General features: G+C 52.5%; 14 protein-coding genes. 5 read left to right on the top strand and 9 right to left on the bottom strand.

The features are described from left to right. Positions 1-70: 70 nt before the first annotated feature. Positions 71-2,860: a hypothetical protein gene (locus tag VLX68_00465; GenBank protein HUI90694.1), complete on the top strand. Its 2,790-nt coding sequence runs from the start codon at positions 71-73 to the stop codon at positions 2,858-2,860. Positions 2,861-2,951: 91 nt separating this feature from the next. Here the strand turns inward: VLX68_00465 and VLX68_00460 are convergent, their stop codons facing one another. Next, a complete protein-coding gene (locus VLX68_00460; GenBank protein HUI90693.1) occupies positions 2,952-4,469 on the bottom strand; it encodes a TraB/GumN family protein in 1,518 nt (505 codons plus the stop codon). An 87-nt stretch (positions 4,470-4,556) separates the two neighbouring features. Between VLX68_00460 and VLX68_00455 the strand changes: the two genes are divergently transcribed. Beyond that, entirely contained in the window at positions 4,557-6,095 is a 1,539-nt protein-coding gene (locus VLX68_00455) for a serine hydrolase domain-containing protein (GenBank protein HUI90692.1), read from the top strand. 278 nt (positions 6,096-6,373) lie between these two features. On the opposite strand, the gene VLX68_00450 is transcribed toward VLX68_00455, so the two are convergent. The 3 genes from VLX68_00450 to VLX68_00440 all read right to left on the bottom strand — a co-directional run bounded on the left by VLX68_00450 (position 6,374) and on the right by VLX68_00440 (position 11,787). Further along, positions 6,374-6,838 carry a hypothetical protein gene (locus VLX68_00450; GenBank protein ID HUI90691.1) on the bottom strand — a complete coding sequence of 155 codons (465 nt, stop codon included), beginning with the start codon at positions 6,836-6,838 and terminating at the stop codon, positions 6,374-6,376. A gap of 124 nt (positions 6,839-6,962) precedes the next feature. Further along, the gene (locus VLX68_00445; protein ID HUI90690.1) at positions 6,963-9,488 is read right to left on the bottom strand and encodes a C39 family peptidase; all 2,526 of its coding nucleotides are present in this window, start codon (positions 9,486-9,488) and stop codon (positions 6,963-6,965) included. Beyond that, complete coding sequence (locus VLX68_00440; protein ID HUI90689.1) at positions 9,469-11,787, bottom strand: hypothetical protein; 2,319 nt, start codon at positions 11,785-11,787, stop codon at positions 9,469-9,471. Before VLX68_00440 ends, VLX68_00445 begins: the two co-directional genes overlap by 20 nt. Positions 11,788-12,511: 724 nt before the next feature. On the opposite strand from VLX68_00440, the gene VLX68_00435 reads away from it, so the two are divergent. Together VLX68_00435 and VLX68_00430 are read left to right on the top strand one after the other, a co-directional pair. Continuing rightward, complete coding sequence (locus tag VLX68_00435; protein HUI90688.1) at positions 12,512-13,912, top strand: hypothetical protein; 1,401 nt, start codon at positions 12,512-12,514, stop codon at positions 13,910-13,912. Positions 13,913-13,981: 69 nt separating this feature from the next. Continuing rightward, on the top strand, positions 13,982-15,403 hold the full coding sequence (locus VLX68_00430) for a T9SS type A sorting domain-containing protein (GenBank protein HUI90687.1): 1,422 nt from the start codon (positions 13,982-13,984) through the stop codon (positions 15,401-15,403). Positions 15,404-15,758: 355 nt separating this feature from the next. Here VLX68_00430 and VLX68_00425 read toward each other — a convergent pair whose 3' ends face one another. Beyond that, positions 15,759-16,277, bottom strand: a complete 519-nt coding sequence (locus VLX68_00425) for a hypothetical protein (GenBank protein HUI90686.1) — start codon at positions 16,275-16,277, stop codon at positions 15,759-15,761. A 304-nt stretch (positions 16,278-16,581) separates the two neighbouring features. On the opposite strand from VLX68_00425, the gene VLX68_00420 reads away from it, so the two are divergent. Then, complete coding sequence (locus VLX68_00420; GenBank protein HUI90685.1) at positions 16,582-17,898, top strand: PhoH family protein; 1,317 nt, start codon at positions 16,582-16,584, stop codon at positions 17,896-17,898. A 74-nt stretch (positions 17,899-17,972) separates the two neighbouring features. Here VLX68_00420 and VLX68_00415 read toward each other — a convergent pair whose 3' ends face one another. The 4 genes from VLX68_00415 to VLX68_00400 form a co-directional block, all read right to left on the bottom strand. After that, positions 17,973-18,446: a hypothetical protein gene (locus tag VLX68_00415; GenBank protein ID HUI90684.1), complete on the bottom strand. Its 474-nt coding sequence runs from the start codon at positions 18,444-18,446 to the stop codon at positions 17,973-17,975. Between the two features lie 16 nt (positions 18,447-18,462). Continuing rightward, on the bottom strand, positions 18,463-19,923 hold the full coding sequence (locus VLX68_00410; protein ID HUI90683.1) for a pitrilysin family protein: 1,461 nt from the start codon (positions 19,921-19,923) through the stop codon (positions 18,463-18,465). Between the two features lie 22 nt (positions 19,924-19,945). Continuing rightward, complete coding sequence (locus VLX68_00405) at positions 19,946-21,451, bottom strand: pitrilysin family protein (protein HUI90682.1); 1,506 nt, start codon at positions 21,449-21,451, stop codon at positions 19,946-19,948. Positions 21,452-21,528: 77 nt separating this feature from the next. Continuing rightward, entirely contained in the window at positions 21,529-22,863 is a 1,335-nt protein-coding gene (locus VLX68_00400; GenBank protein HUI90681.1) for a chorismate synthase, read from the bottom strand. Positions 22,864-23,001 lie beyond the last annotated feature (138 nt).

The raw sequence follows: 23,001 nt of genomic DNA, 5'->3' as shown, positions 1-23,001 counted from the left end.
GTTATTTTTACTAAGATTTGATTTTTAACGGCATTGACGGCGCAGAAGAGGACGAAGAGGAGCATTAACTATGATGACCCCTGCCATTGCAATCAAGCGTAAGAATTCATTCCATCTACCGGTCTGCATTTTGGCGCTGGCGATGATCATGTCCGCGTTCGTCGCATCCGCGGCGTCTGCCGACGAATCAAGGGATTTTTTCAAAAAGGACATCGCCAAAGAGAAAGAGAAAATAGACAAGGATTGCAATGACGCAATTGACTTTATTTCACAAATCAAGTTGCAGAACGCAAGGGGATCCATCGACCTGGCCGAGTACACATTCAAACAGATAAAGGGCGACCTTTCCCAAACGCAAGTGGTGGCCACACGGACGAAAATAGACAAGGTCATCGCAACGCTTACCGCCAAGGAAGACTCTTTGGTAAAACATACCGTTGAAATCCTGCATACCGAGGGCCCTGACCAGGCGCTCGAGTTCATACAGGCCGATTTGCGGGCCTACGGTGTTTCGGTAAAAAAAATCGAAACGGTGGAGCAGACCGTTCTTACCGAAGCGCCGGCCATCAAACAGGCCCAGGAACGCGAGGCGCTGGCGAAAACGCTCAAGGCACTCGAAGCCGGGCAGCAGCCCGATCCCACAACCGACCCCTACATCGTGCGTACCGCGCAGCGCATGATCAAGGCGCGCGAGGACAGCGTGAAGGCCGTACAAGATGCAAAAGCACGAAAGGAAATGGAGGAGAAGGAAAAGGCCGAGCGCGCGCGCATGGAAAAGGAACTCAAGGAAAAGAAGCTGGAAGAGGAGCGCCAGGCGAAATTAAAGGCCGAGGAAGAAAAAAAGCGTAAGGCAGAGGAGGAACGGCAGAAACTGCTTCTGGCGCAGCAGGAAAAGGCGCACAAGGACAGCATCGAGGCGCAGCGGAAAAAGGAGGAGGCCCAGGCAAAGGCCGAGGAAGAACGGAAGCGCCAGCAGGAACTGCTCGAGGCCCAGCGGGAGAAGACGCGCAAGGACAGCATTGACGCATACAACAAGCGTCAGGAACAGCTGGCCGCGCAGAAAGAGAAGGCGCGCAAAGACAGTATCGATGCATACAACAAGCAGCAGGCGCTGATTTTGGCGCAAAAGGAAAAGGCCCGTCAAGACAGCATCGACGCGACTGCGAAGCGTCAGGCGGCCGCGGCAAAGGCCGAGGAGGAGCGCCGGCATCAGCAGGAGCTTCTTGCGGCGCAGCGGGAAAAGGCCCGCGCCGACAGCCTTGATGCGATAGCAAAAAAGCGTGAGGCGCTGGCAAGGGCCGAGGAAGAACGGAAGCGTCAGCAGGAACAGCTGGCCGCGCAAAAAGAAAAGGCGCGCAAAGACAGCCTTGACGCTTTGGCAAAACGGCGGGAGGCCCAGGCAAAGGCCGATGAAGAACGGCGCCGCGAGATGAGCGAGCAGCAGAAAGAAAAAGATCGGCAGGCCCGCGCCGAAGAAGAACGGCAGCGTCAGCAGCATGAGGCGCTTTCGAAAGTGCGTCAAGACAGCATCGACGCGGCGGCGAAGCGTCAGGAGACCGTGGCAAAGGCTGATGAAGAACGAAAGCATCAGCAAGAGGAACAGGAACATCAGGCCAAAACCGAAGCGGAGCGGCAGCAGCAGGCGGCCACGCAGCAGGAAAAATCGCGCAAAGACAGCCTGGAAGCGCTGGCAAAGTTCCAGGAGGGGTTGAAGGCGAGGCTTGAAGCGGACAGAAAGCATCATGACGAGCTGATACAGAAAGAAAAAGACAAGCTTGCTAAAAAAGAAGAAGACCACCGCAACCAGCAACTGGCCGCTCAGCAGGAAAAGGCGCGCAAAGACAGCATCGAGGCGGCGGCAAAGCAGCGGGAACAGCAGGCAAAAGCCGAGGCAGAACGCAAGCGCCAGCAGGAACTGCAGGCGAAGGCCGAAGAGGAGCGGCAACGGCAGCTCGCACAGCAGGAAAAAGTCCGCAAAGACAGCCTTGACGCATTGGCAAAACGGCAGGAACAGGAACAGAAGCGGCAGCTGCTTGCGCAGCAGGAAAAGGCGCGGAAAGACAGCCTTGACGCGCTTGCACGGAAGCAGGAGCAGGAACGCCAGCGTCAGCTTGCCGCCCAGCAGGAGAAGGCGCGCAAAGACAGCATCGAGGCGGCCGCAAAGCAGCGGCAGTTGCTTGCGCAACAGGAAAAAGCGCGCAAAGACAGCCTTGATGCGCTTGCGAAGCAGCAGGAGCGCCAGAAGCAGCTCCTCGCTCAGCAGGAGAAGGCCAAGCAGGAAGCCGAAAAACAGAAACAGCAGGAACTGGCGAACGCGGCGCCCCCGCCGGCAGCCGGCACCTACATTTCACACCAGGGCGAGGAAGAGCTGAACAAGCAATCGCTTGCCAAGCAGCAGGAAACGGCCAAGGCGGTGAGAGACTACCTGCAGTCCATGAGGGACAACCAGAAAAAGGCGCAGGACGAGGTGATGGAACTTTATAATCTCATGGACCAGAACCAGAACGCGGCTGCTCTGGCGAAATTCAAGGACAACAGAAAGTTCATTGCCCAATATGTTGATGTTCAGGTCTTTAACACCCTGGAGCAGAGCATTGCGCAGGCCGCCATGGATGCGCAGCCCAAACCGGGATCCGCGGCCGCTGCCGCACCGGCCACAAAGGCGCCGGTTTCGCGCGAAGAAGAAGACATCGAGCAGATCAACAGCTTCATGAGGGACAACAAAATCGAAGCAGCCTATGCGGAGTTCAAGCGCGTGGAAGGGGCGCTGAAGCATTACATGAAGGGCGACGATTTCAAGCAGCTCAGGGAAATGGTGGAAAACGCGTATAAGATCCGGAAAAAAGGTGGGGCGCAGTAGAAAAAATATCAGCTTGACTTTATTGACAAAGAGTACCTTGAGAGCAAATGTCCCGGGGGGTGATTGTCTGTAAGGTTATACCGTCTGTGCGCTACTCCTGCTCCACCTTATACCCCGCCTGTTGCAGCAAATCAACCACGCTTTTCTTTCCGATCAGATGTCCTGCCCCAACCACTACAAAGCATTTTTTGCCTTCCTTAAGATAGCCGGCGATTTTTGCCGCCATCGCCTTGTTTCTCGAAAAGAAAAAGTTCTCGAGGATATCTGAAAATTCCGCGCTGTTCCGGCCGACAAGGTCCTTAAAAAGCATGTCCTCCAGCGCGGCGATGTTGCCGCACGACCATGCCTTGATCATGCGGTTAATGTTTTTTTCCGATGAATCAAGGTCGGCGAGGGTATAACTGAGGAACGATTCGCCGTTGAGCGAGACGAGCAGTTTTTCCTGCTGCTCGAAGGTCTCGAGCTCCAGGACGCGTTTCGAGCCGGACTTGTCGAGAAAGTGCATGTCGATGCCGTTCTCCGGCGACAGCCCCAGCGATTTCATCTGGAGGTCGGTGAGGAAAAGCACGACAAACCACGGCTTGAACCGGGCGACCAGCGTGACGGGAATTCCTTTTTCGGCGCAATACGCTTCGAGTCTCTTTTCCAAAGCGGGGGAAAGGTGGTCCTTGAGCTGGGTGCCGTCGCGGTACACCGCCCCCTGCACGAGCCCTTTCGCCTTCTCCTGGAATTCCGGCGACGCTGCGTTCACCTCGACCGTAAGACAGCCGCTCGAATCGAACGCGCGCTCCACAACCGGGTTGAGCGGGTACATTTCCGGTTTTGCAAGGTGAATCGAGCCGAGCAGGTAGCATACCGATGAGGGACCGGTCACCTTCCACAAACACAAATGCGGCGGACCAGTGCACGGATCATCGGACAAATTTGAAGCGTCAAGTTCCTTCTTGTCACAGGCATAGGGGAGCGGCCTGCTTTCACGGGCGCTGTCTTTGGCGATCCATGCCCTGGTGCATCCTGCCGCGGTATCGTCCGCGCTGTCGCCTGCGGTGTCGAAGACGCAGATGGAGCGCGCCACGTCATCAAACGTTTGCCGGAAGTCATCGGTGAGCCCTGGCAGGGTCCAGAAGCTCAAACGGCATTTCAATCCGCCCAGATCGAAAACATATTCGATCATCTTGAAGGACATCCTGCCGTTTCTCACCAGGTAGCTCCAGATAATGAGTTCCCTGCCCGCGCCCCGGTAATAATCGGCGCGTAGCGGCGTGAGCTCGTTTTTGCCGGCCTCGACCAACAGCTTGAAATACGATTCCAGCGATGAATCACACGCTTCCGCAAGGCAGCGCACAAAGGCGCGCTGGCCCTCGCTCGAGCCGAGGAGCAGCGCTTCTGTGGAATTGGTCTGGAGCGTCTTGAACAGGGTTTTGAATTCCTTCGGAGCGGATTTGGGGTCGGTCCCCACGTTCCATTCAGGCGGCAGGGTGAGCATGAATCCGGCATTCTCGTTAATATAGAGGCGGTTTTCGGCATTGATGCGACCGGGCAGCTGCGCCTTGTAAAATGCGCAGGACACAAACAGGACCGCCGATACAAGGAACAGCAGGCGCCTCATGGACAATGCTCCGTTGTTAAATACGCTGTAAAGAAGCCGGTTCTTTTACTATTTTGTAATGGTGCGTGTAACGACAAAAGATAAATCATGGATGGTACCCTGATGCGGAAGCTTCTGCTGCCGGTCCTTGTCCTCTGCTGCCAGGCTTCCTTTGCCTCCCCGCTGCCGTTTTCGCTGGATTCCTGCGTCAAGGCGTGCATGGAGGAGTGGAAGGTCCCCGGTGTTGCAATAGCTATTGTCAAGGACGATTCAGTCGTGACGTGCCGTGGATACGGCGTGTGCCGGGAGGGGGAGAGCCGGCCGGTCAACGGGGTCACGGTGTTCGCCATCGGCTCGGCCACCAAGGCGTTCACGGCCGCAGTCATCGGGACCCTTGTCAAAGAGGGGAAACTTTCGTGGGACGACACGGTGTCGAAGCTGCTGCCCGCGTTCAAGCTTTATGACGAGTGCGCCACGCGCGGCGTCACGGTGCGCGACCTGCTGTGCCACCGCTGCGGCTTTGGACAATGGAACGGCGACCTATTATGGTACGGCTCGCAGTACGGCGACGACACCATCATCGCGAGGCTGCGGTTTCTCAGGCCCGCGTGGCCGCTGCGCAGTACCTTCGGATATTCAAATCTCATGTACCTGGTTGCGGGCAAGGTAGCTTCGACCGTCACGCAGACGCCGTGGAGCGTGCTGGTGAAAAAACGGTTTTTCGAACCGCTGGGCATGTCGCACGCGAAGACGTCGGTGCGGGAGCTTTCGGGGCTGTACAATGTCGCGGATCCGCACACCGTGTTCGATTCGCGGGTTTCCCCGATCACCTACCGGATGCTCGACAACATCGGCGCCGCCGGCGCCATCATCGCGTCCGCGGACGACCTCGCACGGTGGCTGCTGATGCAGCTCAACCACGGCCGTCGCAGCGGAGCAGTGGTCGTTGACTCAACCGTAATCCTGGAAACCAGAACGCCGCAGATGCTCATGCCGCGCACGGGACGGGACAAGGACCTTTTCGCAGGCACGAATTTCACGGCCTACGGACTCGGCTGGATGCTCGAGGATTATTACGGGCGGCTGCTCGTGTACCACGGCGGCGGGGTGGACGGCATGCTGTGCCGCATCGGCTTCGTCCCCGACGAGCGGCTCGGCATCGTCGTGCTTTCGAACCTTGACAACCACAAGCTCCATGATGCGCTCTTCTACGAAATCCTCGACGGTTATCTGAACATACCGTCGCGCGACTGGAGCTCGATCCTCCATGAGCAATGGAAAGCCGAGCAGCGCCCGGAACGATCGAAAGGCCACCCGATCACCATGATTGCGAAACCGGAACGCCTTTACGGGAGCTATTACAACGACCTGTACGGCGCGGCCGCGATTTTCAAGTCGGGACGCGAATGCATCATGCACCTGAAGGCGCACCTGGGCCTTCAGGGCCCGCTCATGTGCCTCAGGGCCGACACCATGGTGTGCACCTGGCGCGACCGGTATTTCGGCAAGAGCTATCCGGTTTTTGAGTTTGACAGCGGCGGAAATGCAAGGGCGTTTACTGTTAAGGTAAGGGAAGATTGTGTTGATCCGCTGGAATATAGGTTTGTGAGGACCTGGGACGTGCCGGCAAAATCCGGTTCTCGTTAAATAATTTTAAATTTATTGGGCGTTACCTCCGATTGCGTTGAAACGCAACCGGAGGTCGGCCTCCTTCCGGGCTCGGCTGTCCGCCTCGTTGCCGGGCCGCTCGATGGCCTTCGGCCAGGGTCGGCCGACAATGCGCTCTATCGCACCACTCCAGTCCGCCTAACGCGGCGGCGAAATTCCAGTTAGTCAACGAGCGTTTGTGGCGCCGATCGGACATTGAATCGGAACGTGCAAATGCATGAGTTGCCAATGGAAGGGACAATAAAAGTGGATTTTTGTTAACCTTTACTTGTTGTCTTCCAGAGCATTCTTACAAAAATCTCTTGCGGTATTTCTGAAATGACGGGTGGAAAAAAAAGGTATTCAAGAAAGGAAAGTTCGGTGGAATATCTGCGCCTTTTCACATAAGCATCGCCTGTTTGTACGCTGGAATCAGCAAAAATAAGAGGTAAAGACAAAGTTTTGTCGTGCCAAGTAATGAGAAGTTCGGTTGAGCCACTTGCTATTTTATGAAAAGTCAAAATACGATATCTGTAGAAACCTGTACGTTTTGCCCTATTATTGTCTGCAAGCATTGAGTCATTTAAAATTATGGCCTTCAATGGGCCTTTTAATGAAACCCGCACATCAAGGTTATAATGGCTTCCTCTATCTGCAACTAATTTTGTTCCTTGCGAAGATAATAAGGTCGCTTCATCGCCAAGGCTATAGCTACCCCAATATCTATTGCACTGGAAAAGCAAAGGCATTATTGACAAAAGGCATAATCTTGAATAGAAAAGGGAATTCATCTATGGTTGAAATGATTTCCAGGGAGAGAGCCTTCCCTTGCATGAAAAAAAATATGAAATAAAAAAAATAGGTAGGTTACTTTTTTCTGTATTGCAATAGCCTCTTCACCATCAAATCCCTCTTCTCCACCAGGTTCGCATAAACATACGGCTCGTCTTTTTTCGCCAGCTTTGCGATGTGCCTGTTGTAAACACCGACGAGCATTGAGGTCACCGCGGTATCGTAGGGCATGTCGCGCGTCCACGATTCCCAGGTTTTTACCAGGTTTTCTCCGATGGAGGCGGGGTCGGCAAGCTCGCACAAGCGGTCGCTCGCGATGAAAATGGCAGGGTAGCCGAGATCGTCAACGTTGTTTTCCTTGTTGGTATAATTGTAGCCACTGTAGTCGTATTCGGCGTCCTCCTCGAAATCAGTGCTGAATGATTCCTGCACCGCGAGCCGGTAATATTTCAACGACTCGGTTTTTTTACGGAGTTTTTCGCAGGCAAGGCCGTGGTACAGGCAGTAGGCGGGACTGTTGCTCCGTTCGAGGCTCTCGATTCCGGCGGCGATTTTTCCTTGTGCGAACTCGGCGATCGCGGCCGTTGAGCGCATCATGGCGCTCACGGTACCCTTGTTTTCTATTGCCGTGACGAGGCTCTCGGCATTGGCATACATGTTATGCGCGAGAAGGTAGCGGACGCCGTAGCGGAACGCCCAGTCGGGCATTGCCCAATTCTCTTCGTGGATATGCCCCCACAAGTGAACCCCCTCGTCGTAGTCGCGGCTGAAAAAATTATAAATGTTCGATGCGACGACGCTCGAATCGAACCAATGAGACAGGGAATCGCGCAGCCCGGGATAATCGATGTACAAGGTGGCGGCGGGGAGAAAAAACTCGCCTTTTTTTCCCGCAGCCGCACGTAGGTGCGCAATGGTATGGGGCGGCTGGAGCGTGTCGAAGAACTGCACCTGGTAATGGATGTATTCGCCGCTCGCCCGCCGGCATCGCTCCCGGATGTCAACCGGCAGTTTGGCGGACGCCTCCGGGGGATAGATGAGCACGAGCGTGGAAGCCTGGCGTTTCCAGGAGCGAACGAAATCGCGCTGGATGTAGTCGGTCCAGATTTCGTTGGTGGCCACGTCGTAGGTGACGAACGTCGAGAGCGCATCATCGTAGCCGAACAGCACCAGCGCGTGGGAAGGAACATACACGAGCACCGGGAACCCCGCGTCGATGCAGCGTTTGATGTCGTCGAGCGTCGCGAGGGGCAGAAAATCGTGCCGCATGCCGAGGTCGTAGGCGAACCATGCCTGATCGACCGGATAGGTGCCGGAGCTCAGGCCGGTGATGGCGGTGCCGATGCGCCGCGCGCTGATCTTTTTACCCCAATAGCGCATGACAAGCGCCATGGAATTGGGTACGCAGTACGTGCCGCGGTACAGCGTGCGCGTTTCCACCCCCGGGAGCACGACGCGTTTTTTCTGCGGGAATTCGTCGAGCCGCTTGACAAAGTAGCCGGCCTGCTTAACGAGCTCGGGGTCTTCGTGATACGTGGCGACGACGCGCCTGAACCCTTCCTGGGCGCGGTTGATGTCGCCGCTTTTACGGTACAGCAGCGCCACGCGGTACTGGAGCCATGACGCGGCCTGCTTGTCGGGTTTTTTAGTGAGCCCGCGCTCATAGCAGGCGAGGGCAAGCTTGACGGCCGCGTGTCGCTCAAAGGATATGCCCAAGGCAAGAAAAAGGTCGGCCGAAAACCCCCACGAAAGGCAGATGATGAGCGCGGTCAGCATGTGCAGGACAAACACCTGCGCCCACCGTGCGGCCTGGGCAAGGCCGCAGTGCGGCCCGGTCATGTACACCGTGACGATGATGGACAGCCAGGAACCTAGCAGCCATTGCAGAAGCGTGATGGTCCCCACGCCCGAAGCGCCGCTGTGTCCCTGCGTGGCGGCGGCCTGGAACGAGGGAACGGCGATGAACAGCTCAAGCCAGAACCAGAACGTCATGAACGAAAAAAGAAACGAGGCAAGGCCGATGAACATCTGGCGTATGGACATGGAGGGCTTTACCCGTATGTAAATGAACCCGCCGGCTGCGCCCGAGAGCATGGCGGAACCGATAAGAAAAAAGACCCAGGTCAGCATGTCTGAATTGTCAATGCCAATGGGCAAGTATTCGGCAAAAAGCCGGTCGGCGAGCAGCAAGTACATGGCCACGACGGCGGGCGCAACGGCGCCCACGATTACCAGGCCGCCGAGTGCGCCGATAAACTCCTTTTGCAGACCGGGCCTGGCAAAGGGATGCATTTTTACTCCGGCTGATGCTTCCTTAGACCAAGCGCGCACCAGGCCCAGAAGGGCAAGGCCGGTGCAGGCGTGCACGGCATACACCGTGATCGCGGCCCAATACCATTTCACGCTCCAGAAAAGGATGAAGCCGAGGAACACGGCCTCAAAAAGGAACGATGCCAGCGCGACGGAAATTGCTTTTTTCTTCAACGAGTATCTGATCAGAAAAAGCGATGCCGCCCCTCCTGCGCAGGCGGTGCCGGCAAGGAGTGAAAGCGGGATGAGCCATCCCCGGCTGAACAGCGTGTTATTTTCCTGTTTGCTCATCCGGTTCCTCAGCTGCGGGCGACTGCGCGGCCGCGGGAGATATGATTTCCGCCCAGGCAAGGTCTTTTTTGGCTTCCTCGGCCTTGCCGAGTTTGGTAAAAACGCGGGCATGCGCGATGAAATTCTGCGCGTCGTAACGCCGCATGTCGCAGCAGGTCTTGTACAGGCGTTCCGCTTCCTTGAATGATCCCTTGTGCTCGGCAACGGCGCCGAGGCAGAAGAGGTAATCGGGGTTTGCGATGACCGAATCGGCTCCTATGGAGACGATGACCTTGTCCGCCTTGTCAATGTCTCCGAGCCGCACCAGGAGCCTTGCGAGTGTAAGGCGCATTTGCACATTGTCGGGATCGAGGTTTACAAAGCTGCTGCACGCTTTCACCTGCAGGGCGCTGTCGCCCTCCCATGCGGCAGCTTCGTTGAGCCAGCTCCACCGCGCCGTATTCCCGGGGTTCAGCGCGAGTTCGCGCTGGACCCATGCGATCCCCGCACGGCGCTCGGGGCCGGAACTGAGGTGGATGGTTTCAAGATAGCGTCCGCTGATAGGGCCGGGAAGATATCCGCCGATGCGCGTTTTTTCAAAAAGCACACCGCACGAATCAAGATGCCGCTTCATCCTTGAAGAGGAAAAAGCATCGTTGTATCTCGCGAGCGGTGCGAAATATTTGTCGAGCCTGAGGTTTCCGAGGACGGCTGCGCGCTGATCTTTCCACTGCAAATAGCAAAGATATTCTCCGAAGCGGGCAAACGGTCCCGGGTCATAAGAGCGCGCGCGGCCGAACCATGACAGCGCCTTTTGGGGATTGTCTTTGTCGAGATAATCGAGCCCGATGAGGATTGAGCGGAAACCTTCGCTGATTGAATCGAGCCTTTCCGGCCTCATTCCGCAGCAGCGCGCGAGCGCATCGTGAAGAGAATCCGGATGGATGACCATGGCCACCGGTTCCGAATAACCGTTGACAAGCGAATCAAGCTGGCGCAGGTTCCTGTCGTTCCTGCATTCGAGCGCCACCCGGAGAAGGCGCTGGGAACGATTTGCTTTAAGCGAATCGGGAGCCATGATGTCGCCGGCGCTGGGCTCTTTCAAGCGCGACTGCCGGGAAAGCCGCGAGAATCCGTAGGTATAAAGCCGGGAGCGCCGCTCCTCGTAACCGAAACAGAGGGCAGGCACGGAAAACACCGGGTATAGCAAGGGAAATTTCTCGCGGATCACTGCTTTCACTGACATTGACGATACGGGAATATATGAAACCCGGTATCCCCATGATCGCGCAATATCGTCAAGCACTGCCGATGAAGGGCTTTTTGCAAGGGAGATGGAATTGTCTTTTTCGGAAAAGGGCTTGAGCCTCAGCTTTGTTTTCGATTCGCCCAGCGTCGAATGCTCCCAGTACTGGATGATGTTCATGAACGCCATCCAGGTTTCATCCAGGTATTCTTCGTAGCCGATGAGCGGAACGCTGATGACGAATGAATCAGCCGGCGCGCTGCCGGCAGTGCCGGCAAGAGCTTCTGCCGCAAGACAAACCTGTTTCGCGTCTTTACCCTTTGGATTTCCTTTTGCGATTATTTTTTGCCACATCTCCCTTGCCCGGTCCAAACGGCCGGCTTCATACCACAAATCCGCATTGCGCAGGGCAAGAGCGCACCAATGTGAATGCCCTGGATAAACGGAGAGGAATCGTCCAAGCGCCCGGTTTGCCTCCACCCGAACTTTTTTATCCGGATTTGACAAGTCCGAAACAATCCGTTTCTGAAGCTGTGGAGAAAACGACGGCTCTGCATAAAATGTCGGAAAGAGCCAGAAAAGGCTTATGAAAACAATCCCAAGCCGCTTAAAAAACTGGCTAAAAGATGCGATGCCGCAAAAGAAGAGCGCAAGAACCACGATAAGGCACCACAGTTCTATGGTATCGTACTCCAGCAGCCATCGCATGGGAGAAATATCGCCGCGGGGAATGATCTGTTCCAGGCTTATTCCGGCGGGGACAAAGTCGCCCGACACAAGGGCGTTGAAACCATATACTGCCAGAAAAATGACGCCAAAGGAACAGGCGCAGCCTGCGATTGCCGTTATAAGATCCAACGGCCGCAATTTCTTGCCCATGCCGGCCACGCCGAACACGGCAATGATGCCGAACGGTATTGCCAGAAGAACGCCATGAAACGCCCCCCAGAGAATTGAAATCCTGTCGAATCCTTTTTCGGCAAGAACTGCGGATTCGCTGAACATGGTGAACAGAGAAACCGTGAATCCGATGCAACAAACCATGAGCAGGGCAACCCATAGTGAAATGACCATGTGCCCGAAAAAATGGCGTGAAGCGAGGTGCTTGAAGAACGGAGCTGCAGGCCCTAATGTCCATCGCTGAAAGAGTGCGGCTGCCAAAGACCATGTAATATTCAGCAGAATGAGAAAAACAGCCAGATCACACCAAGGTAATGCAGCGTACCTGCAAAACAGATAAATAAGTGCTGACGCGGCAAGATTGAGAAGTACAGCAGCGGAAAAAGCCTTTGTCCGGGTGTTTTGCCATAGGGAATAAGCTACCAGTATCCATGGCACGTATGGACTTAAAAGAAAACCTAGTACGCAGAGCACATACCAGGGATATAATCGCGGCAGCGAAGGCTTTTGAAGCATGGATATAGTATATAATCTCCTGCCTGCAACCACAAACAATAATTAATTAGTTACAATCAACAGGTGTAAAAAAAGTAAATTAATTTGCGCAAATTACGGCTGTCTTCGCAGATTTCATAATATACCCTTTTTGATATTCCAAGGGCAATTCCGCTGCACATTCATTCTGCCTTTTGCGGTAGTTTAATTGTAATCTTATTGAGTATCTACTGTATAGTATCTCTCTCCTGCTATAACAGGAATTTCTGCCAGAAAACACTTTTTTCCAGAAGGCTTGTAATTGAGGCTGGAAGGGTGTATAATAAGGATAAAGCCAAATTATAAAATGCCGATCTATGGTTTGAATATGCGGGAAAAAGTATCCTTTAACAAGGAAAATGCTATGAAACCTTTTATTATTTCCGGTTTTATAGGTGCAATAAATATTACCCTGTTTCTTTTCGCTGCGCCGGGCTTTTCGGCGATTCTTCATGTGGGCCCCCAGCAGCGATACAAGTCGCTGCAATCTGCTGTGAATATTGCGGCTTTAGGCGACACTATTTTTGTTACCGATAGCATAGCCGAGTCAACCTATGTTGCCAATAAAAGCCTCAATATCTTTGGCGAGGGGGGCGCAACACAGGCAAAAATAAAGGGCGTTATCCTTGCAAAGAATTCCACCCTTGTGCTGAGAGATTTACAGGTGATAGGAAAACTGGATGCCACTCCTTATTGCTGGGATTCCATTCCTTTTTCAGATTCGTATTGTATTAATGTGGATACAAATAAAGCTGGCACGCCAATTTTAACCTTTTGTAGTCATATAGATATAATAAAAAGCGTTATTTATGGCGGAAGACATCGTTATTGCATTAATCCTGTATGTGGTGAGATTACATGGTACACATCCAGCGGTTACTCTTGTGTGAACCCTTTCATTTTTACTTCATATGGTTATGGCGGAGACGGGATTTATGCAAATTACAGTATATTGAAAATTGATTCATCCAATATAATAGAAGGTGCTGGCTTGAGGGATTCCTGTTATTTTGGACGCCCCCCAGGCAATCCCGCCACCGGCATCTTCCTCGAATCAAGCTCATTGGACACGCATTCCGTTGTCATTTCATCCATCACCGATATCAGCGCACATTCATGCATCGGAAATCCGTCCGGTTGCGCTGTCATTACCCCGCGTTTTTGCAGTATTACCTCGACGGCCTATTCTTATAAAGGTTACAACCAACCCTGTCCCGCACAATACATTCCCATCACTGTGACGCTGGGCGATTCCTTTAGGTATAAATTTCCCATCTGCAATCCCAGCGGCGTGGCGGACGTCTTTGTCGTTTCCGACACAGCAAACCCTTCCTGGGTCAATGTTATACGTCCCGACAGCGTGTTCGGTATGCCGGTTGAAGCCGGTGTGGATACGCTGGCCTTCAGGCTTGCAAAAGACACCGCTGCCTCGGACACGAGGTATCTTGTGGTTACCGTGCAACCGGTTGTGGGGATTTCAGCACGCGGCCTGGCCCTTGACAACCGCACCCCGATCTTTTTGACTCTTTCGAAAGCCGGTGTGCTTTTCAACGTGTATCTGGACAAATCTGACGGATATTTTGTGAAAATCATCGACAACTCAGGCCGGACCATTTGGGAGCACAGGGACATGTCCGCGTCTTCGGGCAGGCACCAGTTGCAATGGAACTGCGGCGCGGGAAAAGAGATTTCCAGCGGGAATTACTTTGCAGTGTTGTCAATAGGCAGGGAACAATATTACAAGAAGGTTTTGATAATGAAATGATTCGCTGGCTCATGTTTCCTGGACGTTGAACAAAGATCTTAAGAAACTTTTCACGAAAAGTGATTTACCATGGATTACAAATCTTTGAAAACCAAGGGTCATTTTCCCGATCTCCGTCTTGCAGAAGTCTTAGGCATTGCTCTTTGTTTTGTTTTTACCGCGTTTGCACAAACAAACTACTTTGAGCAGACCGGAGGGCCCAAAATCGGCGGGCTATACGTTAAGACAAACAGGATTGCCGTAAACAAGCAGGACCAGATATTCGCCGCAACGGACAGCGGCATGTTCAGGTCGGATGACAGCGGGGATAATTGGGTGAGGATAAACAACGGCATTACAGATTCGTTGAAGATTCTTTCACTGGCAATAAATTCAAAGGGGCATATTTTCATTAGTAGCGTTAAAGGAGGCATATTTTCCAATGTTAAAACAAATGTTTTCAGATCTACTGACAACGGAGAAAACTGGCAAAATATTACCAACAATATGAATGATACCGATCAGGTATTTAATATCGCGATAAATTCTTATGATACGGTGTTTGCGGGGAAATACAGGTCTGGGAATAACGGCGATACATGGAAAAAAATAACAGATTTTCAAGTAGGGGGTTTTTACTATGAAGGGATTACTCCACGATGGAATATAGCAACAGGACCAGCCAATGAAGTTATTATTGGGAGTTGGGCAGAAACATATCGTTCCATAGATGCAGGCGATACATGGCAAAAATTATCAATAGTTCCTAACAAGTGGAGGATTGGACCGATAATAATTACAAAACAGGATTACGTATTAGCTCTTGTCTGTGATACACAAAAAGTAACATGTTATACGGGTTACCCCTGCATTTATGATGGTTCTGGCATGAAAGACTACATTATCCGTTCGCAAGACAACGGAAGCACATGGAATAGTATTTTTTCTTTTGCAGACCCTAATGGGATGTTTTTTGGTACAAGTGCAGAGCCTTTAAGAGAAAGCCCTTCTAGAGATATTTATTTTATTAAAGGCAATGGTTGGGATTCGGTATTTATTAATTGGAACAAAATTAATAATTACAGAATGCCGACAGCGGTTTTTCCATTTGACCTTGCCTTTAATTCAAATAGTCGTGTCTTTATCGCGGCAGGGGAATTCTATTCTCTATCCGATTCAGGAGGAGTTTACAGAAGCGCCACTACCTCAAATGCCTCGAATTCTCCAATTCTCTTGCACTACGGCATTAATAAATCTTGCCTTCTTCAGGTAGTATCGCTCTCAAATAATCATGAATTAAGGATTGATTTTTCCTTGCCGACCGCTTCCTATACTACCTTGTGTCTCTATAATGCACAAGGTAAAAAAATCAATACCATTCTTTCCTCTTTCCTGCAAAAAGGCAGGCATTCCTTTTCTAAAAGTATAAGAGAAATACCCTCAGGCGTGTATTTCGTCCGGCTTAATGCTGTCGATAAGAGCATAAATCAACGGTTTACAATAATCCGGTAATTTCCCTCGTTAATCTTGTCCGTTTTTTCAAAGGAAATGTTGTATTTAATAGCGTGCCAAGATTTGTCTGATTTGATTTTAAGGTCATTATTCAATTTATTACATGGTAATTTTTTTTGTGCTCCAGTGTCTTCGAAGTAAGCATTTTTTTGTCTTAGTTTCCACACGGAAACGAAAAGAAGAAACTGGATCCCTGTTTGCAAATTCTTGACACCGTGCTAACAGCAAACATCATGTGGCGTACGTTGTAAACTTGCAAATAAAGGGATATGGAAAACCACAAAATGAAAGTGCCGCCTTCCATGGAAAGGCGGCACCTTGTTCGAACGGTTCTTTTAGCAGAAGTAAATACGGATCAGAAGGGTAAAGCGCTTGTTGAAGCGGCGTGTTCCGCCACAGGCGGCTTTTCCGTCTGGTTGGACATGCCGTTAACGCTGTGCACCGTTGCCCAAAGGGCTTTTCTGGCCTTCTGGGCATGGTCTTCCGATTTGTACCTGAGCCAGATTTCCTGGCTTTTTTCCTCTGCCGTGTCCATCGTCAGAACAAGCCCGTGCGTGTACGGGCCAACAGGCTTTTTAAACTGGATCACATTGCTGAAACAAACAATGTGTGAAGGGTCAATGAATTCCCCTCCATGTTTAAAGGCCTTTGGCTTGACCGTATCCAGCATCGCAGCCAACGCACCGCGGGATTTCCTGGCAAACTCCTCGTTTTTGTAGTAGGAGAAAACGGTGCCGAGGCCCGTGATCATTTTGAACGAATGCGTGGTGCCGTTTTGACGGCGGTTTTCCGGAACTTCGGAAACAGAACCTGCATACATGATGTTGGCAACCTGATATGCATTGTTACCGTTAGTGAAAATTGCTGAACCCATGACTAACTCCTTTTGTTTTGAATGTGGTTGAAAGAACAGTTTATCAGGTGTGAGCAGCGTAAAGCTTTTTTCCCGGGTATCTGCTCGCAATTACTTTAATTCAAACGTTATGCCAATCCTGAAAAAATATTTTGTTTGGTATTTTTCATAAAAAACACATTTCTGTTTGAATCAAACGAGAAGCGCCGGTTGCAATATCACGACTTGATCGTTCGGCGTTTGCAATAGAACGACTTTTTTTCTTATAAGAATCATTTATTTTAATAGTCGACGCCATTTTCACACATTTGATCGGATAAATTCCATGAAAAACTTTATTCTCGACACAACCATTCTTTTGTATGATGCTCAGGCGCTTTTCAAGTTCGAAGAAAACAACGTCATCATCCCGATCACGGTGATCGAGGACATTGACCATTTTAAAAAGGACCTCAGCGAGACCGGCCGCAACGCCCGCCAGACGTCGCGCTATCTTGACGCGCTCAGGAACAAAGGCTCACTTACCAAAGGAGTGAAACTCGATGGCGGGGGGACGTTGTTTGTGAAACTTTCCGTCGGTGACGCAGTAAGGAGGATCCCGCACGAGTTCCAGGAAAAACCGCGCGACAGCATGATCCTTGCCATCCTCTTCGATGTAAAGGAAAAGGCAGGCGCCATGCCCACGGTATTCGTGAGCAAGGACATCAACCTGCGCATCAAGGCCGACGCGCTGGGCGTGGTGGTAGAGGATTATGAATCAGACAAGGTTGATATTGAGGAGCTGTATTCCGGTTACATTGAAAAAAAGACGGACAAGGCGGCTGTTGACGCGTTCAAGGAAAAAGGCATTCTTGATATGGACGAGCCGTGGTTTCCCAACCAGTATGTGACGCTCGTTGACGGCACCGATCCATTGCATTTTGCCCTTGGCCGCTACGACAGCAAAGAAAAAAGGATGGTGCGCCTGATTTCCGAAGGCAGGGAAGGCATGTTCAGGATTAAGCCGCGGAACCGGGAGCAGCTTTTCACCATGGACGCGCTCCTCAACGACGCCATCCAGCTCGTGACCCTTGTGGGAAAGGCCGGTACGGGCAAAACGCTCCTTGCGGTTGCCGCGAGCTTGAACAAGACGGTCGACGAAAACCTTTTTTCGCGCATCCTGGTGTCGAGGCCGACGCTGCCCATGGGCAAGGACATCGGCTTTTTGCCGGGCACCGTGGAGGAAAAGCTCACGCCGTGGATGTATCCCATTGTTGACAATGTGGACTTGCTGCTGCGCTCCGAGGCCAAGGCGCGGCGGCATATCCGCGGATTCAAGGAACTCATGGACACAGGCATCCTCGTGATCGAGCCGCTCACCTATATCCGCGGCCGTTCGATCCACAACCAGTACCTTATCGTGGACGAGGCGCAGAACCTCACGCCGCACGAGATAAAAACCATCATCACGAGGGTGGGCGACGGCACCAAGATCGTGCTCACCGGCGATCCCTACCAGATCGACAACCCCTACATCGATTCGTCAAGCAACGGACTCACGTATGTGGTGGAAAAGTTCAAGACGCAGGAGATCGCGGCGCATATTACATTGACAAAAGGTGAACGGTCGGTGCTGTCGGAGCTAGCGGCGAATATTCTATAAAAAAGTTCTCGCAAAGAACGCCAGGATTGATATTTCTCTTGTGCAATCCAAAAACAATCGCAATAAAAGTAGAATCATCCCAACACTTTTTTACAAATTCTATCCACCGCTGCATCCAACCTCTTCTTGCTGCACCAGATTCCCCAGAACAACGACTCGCCCTCGATGACCGTCGCGTCTGAATCCTCGAGCAGCGCCCTGACTTTTTTATGCGCTCGGCTCCAGCCTGAAATGAGTTGGGGAAATCCTGAGGTGAGGAAGAACATCGCTTTTTTCCCTTTGAGGCCGGTGACTTGGTGCAGCAGCGAAATGATCACCGGCGAGGCATTCCATGCCCATACGGGACCGGCAAACATCACGAGGTCATAGCCTTCCAATTCGGGAACATTTTTTAATTCGACATGCCGCATTCCCGGGTTTACCTTTCCCACCGGCCGAAGCAGCTCCACGTCAACCTCATGGCCTTTTTCACGAAGCGCGTGAGTGACCGCAAGCGCAAGGCGCGCGGTGTTTCCCGATTGTGAATGAACGAAGATGCCGATTTTCATTGGAAATCCTCCTTGCTCATTTCATTTCCGGGAGCGAATCCGGATTATTCACCGCAACAATCGGCTTCTGCGAACGGAAAGAAAAGCCCGATATCGTGTCGTTTTTAAAAATCACCGCGGTATCGCCCACGACGGTATACGTGATTGCCGCAGGGTCAAGATACTTCTTTGCCGCCGCCGCGATATCCGCCTGGGTAAGCGCGTTTATTTTGTCGGGGTATGCGGTAAAATGATCGGGAGGCTGTTTAAGGTATTCATTGCCTGCGTAATTGTCAACGATGTCATCGGCCGTTCGGAACATCGAGGGCAACGCATCAATGAGCACTTTCTTTGCGTGTGAAAGTTCTTCGGCAGTGACGCCCGACGTCCGTATGCGGGTGACCTCATTGTATGAAAGCGCCATGGCCTTGGCCGCCGTCTCGTTTTTTGTGTGGAATTCTATGAAAAAGGTTGAGGGGTAGAAATAATTCGAGCCCGCGCTCGAGTAGACGACATAGGCGAGTCCCTCGTCCGAGCGCACCTTGCTGCCGAGGCGCGAGGTGAATCCTTCGCCGCCGAGAATGAGGTTGAGCACCTGCACCGCATAGTAATCGTCATGCGGCCGCTTGAACAGCGGAAGCCCCATGCGGATGTAACTCTGCGTGATGGCTTTGTTGACGATAACGGATTTCGCCGTCGGCTTGACGCTGATGTGCGGAAAAAGAGAATCCACGGCCGCGGCTCCGGCCTTCGGAAACAGCGCGCACAGTTTCTGTTCCATTGCTTTTTTGGAAAAATCCCCCGATACCGCGATGATCATATTTTCGGTTTTGAAGATGTTTTTGTGCAGGGCGACAATGTCCTTTTTGCTGATCCGCGCCACGCTTGCCGCGGTCGGAAGCCTGCTGTTCTGTCCGTCATTATACATTGCCTTTTCGTACGCGGCGTCCAGAATCGGGTCGGGATTGTCAAACCGGTGCGCAATGGATTCGAGGAAAAGGGATGTCTGTTTTTTTATTTTTTTGTCCTCAAACGACGGATGGAACAGGATCTGCGAAAGCATGAACAGGCAGGTGTCCGCGTATTCCGAAAGGCTTGCGCAGGAAAAATTCACCTGCGTTTCAGAGACGGAGACGGAAATCCTGAGCGCATACTGGTCGATGAGATAGTCGAGCGTGTCCGATTGGTAGGTTTGCGTCCCGCCGGTGCGCATGAGGGTCGCCATCAGCGATGAGATGCCTTCCTTGCCCGCCGGATCGCAAATGGACCCGTACCGCACATAACCCGAAAGCTTGAAATAGGGAAGCGAGTGTTCCTCGGCGATATATGCGACAAGCCCATTACTGAGCACTTGCCGGTACGGCGTACCGAGCGGCACTTTCCAGTCGAGCGCCGGGTAGACGATTTTCCTTGGAGAATCAGGGACCTGGGCAGACAGGTTTGACACCAGAAGAAATGTGGACACTGCGAAAATCAGGAGTTTAGTGAAATCTTCCATACTGTTTACGGTTTCTCTCTTTTTACTTTGTCGCTTTGTCTTTTTGTTTCTTTGCATCGTTGTCGCTTTTCTCCAACAGAAGCCCGATAGTGGCCTTGTCAAAATCAAAATATTTTTCAACGATCGCAGGCACATCTTCCGATTTTACCGCCGCGATTTTGTCGGGATAGGTAAGAAGGTCTTTCCATGAGCCCAACCGCTGGAACCATGCGAGCCGGTCGGACAGCCCTTCAAGACTTTTGAGGTTCCACACAAAATTCATCCGTATTGAGTTTTTAATTCTTTCCATCTCGCGGGGCGAGGGGGGCTTTTTGACCAAAGTGCCCACTTCCTCCCTGATAATGCGTTCAACTTTTAAAGGATCGACTCCTCTTTTAAGGGTCGCCGTGATCTCGAAGTATCCGTTGTCGAGCCTGAACGCATTGCTGGCCTCGGCATTGGTGCAGAGCTCCTCGCGGTTGACCAGCCGGTCGTAGAGGCGTCCGCTGCGGCCCGAGAAAATTGATTCCACTATGTCAAGTTTATAGAGATCGTCATTACTGTAGCCGGGGGTGTGAAACAGGATGTCGATCATCGGTTCAGCCTCGTCGCGCACGGTGAATCTCGTTTCGCCGATGGGCTGCGGTTCTCGGGTGACAACTTCCTGTTTGGGCACCGCGGCACGCGGAATGCCGCCGAAATATCTCCTGATATCGGAAACCGCCTTACCCGGGTCGATGTTTCCGACGAGCACGATCAAAGCGTTGTCGGGCGTATAGAACCGTTTGACGTGGTTGGCAAGATCCTGGATCGTGTAGTTCTGGATGTCCGATTTCCAGCCGATGGTGGGAAGCCGGTACGGGTGGGCCATATAGAACAAAGCATTGAGATATTCATCAAAACGGTTGGCCGGCTGGTTTTCATAGCGCATCCGCCGTTCCTCGAGCACCACCTCGCGCTCGCTGTAGAATTCCCTGAACACGGGGTTGGCCATGCGGTCGGATTCTATCCAGTAAAACAGTTCCACCTTGTTTTTGGGAAGCGTTACGATGTAGCCGGTCATGTCATCCGCGGTCCACGCGTTCAGATGCGTGCCGCCGGCGCCCATATATAATTCCCATATCTCATCTTTTTTGACGTATTCACGTTCTTTGTCCATGTACCCGACGATTTCCCTCCGCAAGCTCGTCCGCTCGGCCGAGGTATCGGGTATTCCCCGGTTCTTCAGGGCGTAGATGATTTTATCGACCGAATCTATTTTCGCAAGCCACACCGATTCCTTGGCAAAATTCTTTGTATTCAGCCGCCGCGTTCCCTTGAACATCATGTGCTCGTACATGTGGGACAGGCCCGACCTGCTGAACTGCTCGTACATGGACCCCACGAAATAATAGAGCCTGCACGAGACGACCGCGACGTTGGAATCGGGGACCACGATGATTTTAAGTCCGTTTTGGAGCGTGTCGTAGTGGACGGGCACTTTGATATCGAAAGCACCGGCGGAAAGCGTGATAAGCAGGATCGAATACATCGAGAAAAGATATTTCATTAAAAAACCCCGGTATGAATCAAAAAGGCATTCTTTGGTTGGTGGGACGTGTCAAATCAATCATTATTATTTCTTCTCTATTTATTGTCAATTATTTCCCGCAATTTCTGATAGCCGTAATGCATCAGCAAATTGTCAAGCAACACCATCGCCGTGTAATTTTCCGCCACCGGCCACACGCGGGCCACAATGGTCGGGTCGCGCCTGGTTATCGCGGCAAGCTCCTTGTTCTCGAGGGTATATTTGTCGATGGTGTGCTGCTGCTTTGCGATCGTGGGCGTTGGCTTGACCGCGAGCCGCACCACGAGCGGCGCGCCGTTGGCAAGGCCGCCCGTGACGCCGCCTGCCTGGTTGGTGTCGAAAACGACCTTCCCTTTTTCCGAGTGCATCTGGTCGTTGCTCTGGATGCCGGTCATGTCCTTTACGCCGAACCCCGCGCCGACCTCGACGCCCTTGACCGCGCCGATGCCGAGCATTTTCCCGAGCTCAGCGTCGAGCTTGCCGAACACCGGCTCGCCGAGCCCCACGGGCAGGCCGGTCGCCACGATTTCAACCACGCCGCCGCTTGAATCGCCATTTGCGGTGATTTTGCTGACGGCGTCGACCATGGCCTGCGCCGCATCGAGGTCGGGACAGTTGATGACCGGGTGTGCGTCGTAGGTTTTGCGCACCTCGCCCGGCTCGGCAACGCGCCCGCGCTCGCGTATCGCGTCGATTTCGTTTTCTATCTCGGCAAACACGGCGGCTTTTTCCAGAAAGCGCATGTCGGGCGTAATGCGCCGCTTGCGATACACCTCCTGGTAAAACGGGTCGAAATCGCGACGCATTTTCTTGTATGAGTTCGTGCGGCGATCGATGGTCGCGATGTCGAGATCGGGGCAGCGGACGCCGGCGGCTTCTTTGACATATGCGAATATCTTTATGCCGCATTTCGCCAGCACCTTTTTGGCGATGCTGCCCGCGGCAACAATGGTCGCGGTGTAACGGCCGGAAAAAATGCCGGCGCCCACCGCGTCGTCGTCCGGACCGTATTTGATGAAGGAGGCATACGACGCATGGCCCGGACGCGGCGTGCGGTTGGTGTCCTGATACTGCTTGACATGGACAAAATGCCGGTCGAGGTTGGGAATGAGCACGGTAACGGGCGTTCCGTTGGTATGGTTTTTGTTTCCCGCGTTCTCAATGGTGTCGGCGGGATTCACGCCTGTAAAGATGATGGGCAGATCAGGTTCCTTGCGCGGCGACGACAGCTCGTCCGCGCCGGGCTTGCGCAGAAGAAGGTCCGCGTAGATTTCCTCTTCGGAAAGGAGAAGTCCGGGCGGAACGCCTTGCACCACGGCGGTCAGCCCTTCCTGATACGAGCCGCCCGCAACGGTTGCCTGAAAGAAGCGTCCGAAATGACATCCCACCATACATCAACCATCCTTGAAGAAAAAATATCATCAATTGCCGTAATTGCAATAAAATACATGAAATAAGTGCGGCATCAAACCTGAAACGACGTGGAAAAAAAATAATTAATGGGCTTTTGCCGGATAAAAACACTATTT

The organism is Chitinivibrionales bacterium, assembly GCA_035516255.1.
In the GTDB taxonomy this organism is placed as follows: domain Bacteria; phylum Fibrobacterota; class Chitinivibrionia; order Chitinivibrionales; family FEN-1185; genus FEN-1185.
The sequence above is the reverse complement of the archived record's forward strand: the minus strand, read 5'-3'. Positions and strand labels throughout refer to the sequence as shown.

What these genes read in the sequence shown, in the direction of transcription:
- VLX68_00465 (HUI90694.1), top strand. Translation starts at nt 71, where the DNA reads ATGATGACCCCTGCCATTGCAATCAAGCGTAAGAATTCATTCCATCTA.
- VLX68_00460 (HUI90693.1), bottom strand. Translation starts at nt 4,469, where the DNA reads ATGAGGCGCCTGCTGTTCCTTGTATCGGCGGTCCTGTTTGTGTCCTGC.
- VLX68_00455 (HUI90692.1), top strand. Translation starts at nt 4,557, where the DNA reads ATGGATGGTACCCTGATGCGGAAGCTTCTGCTGCCGGTCCTTGTCCTC.
- VLX68_00445 (HUI90690.1), bottom strand. Translation starts at nt 9,488, where the DNA reads ATGAGCAAACAGGAAAATAACACGCTGTTCAGCCGGGGATGGCTCATC.
- VLX68_00440 (HUI90689.1), bottom strand. Translation starts at nt 11,787, where the DNA reads ATGGTCATTTCACTATGGGTTGCCCTGCTCATGGTTTGTTGCATCGGA.
- VLX68_00435 (HUI90688.1), top strand. Translation starts at nt 12,512, where the DNA reads ATGAAACCTTTTATTATTTCCGGTTTTATAGGTGCAATAAATATTACC.
- VLX68_00430 (HUI90687.1), top strand. Translation starts at nt 13,982, where the DNA reads ATGGATTACAAATCTTTGAAAACCAAGGGTCATTTTCCCGATCTCCGT.
- VLX68_00425 (HUI90686.1), bottom strand. Translation starts at nt 16,277, where the DNA reads ATGGGTTCAGCAATTTTCACTAACGGTAACAATGCATATCAGGTTGCC.
- VLX68_00420 (HUI90685.1), top strand. Translation starts at nt 16,582, where the DNA reads ATGAAAAACTTTATTCTCGACACAACCATTCTTTTGTATGATGCTCAG.
- VLX68_00415 (HUI90684.1), bottom strand. Translation starts at nt 18,446, where the DNA reads ATGAAAATCGGCATCTTCGTTCATTCACAATCGGGAAACACCGCGCGC.
- VLX68_00410 (HUI90683.1), bottom strand. Translation starts at nt 19,923, where the DNA reads ATGGAAGATTTCACTAAACTCCTGATTTTCGCAGTGTCCACATTTCTT.
- VLX68_00405 (HUI90682.1), bottom strand. Translation starts at nt 21,451, where the DNA reads ATGAAATATCTTTTCTCGATGTATTCGATCCTGCTTATCACGCTTTCC.
- VLX68_00400 (HUI90681.1), bottom strand. Translation starts at nt 22,863, where the DNA reads ATGGTGGGATGTCATTTCGGACGCTTCTTTCAGGCAACCGTTGCGGGC.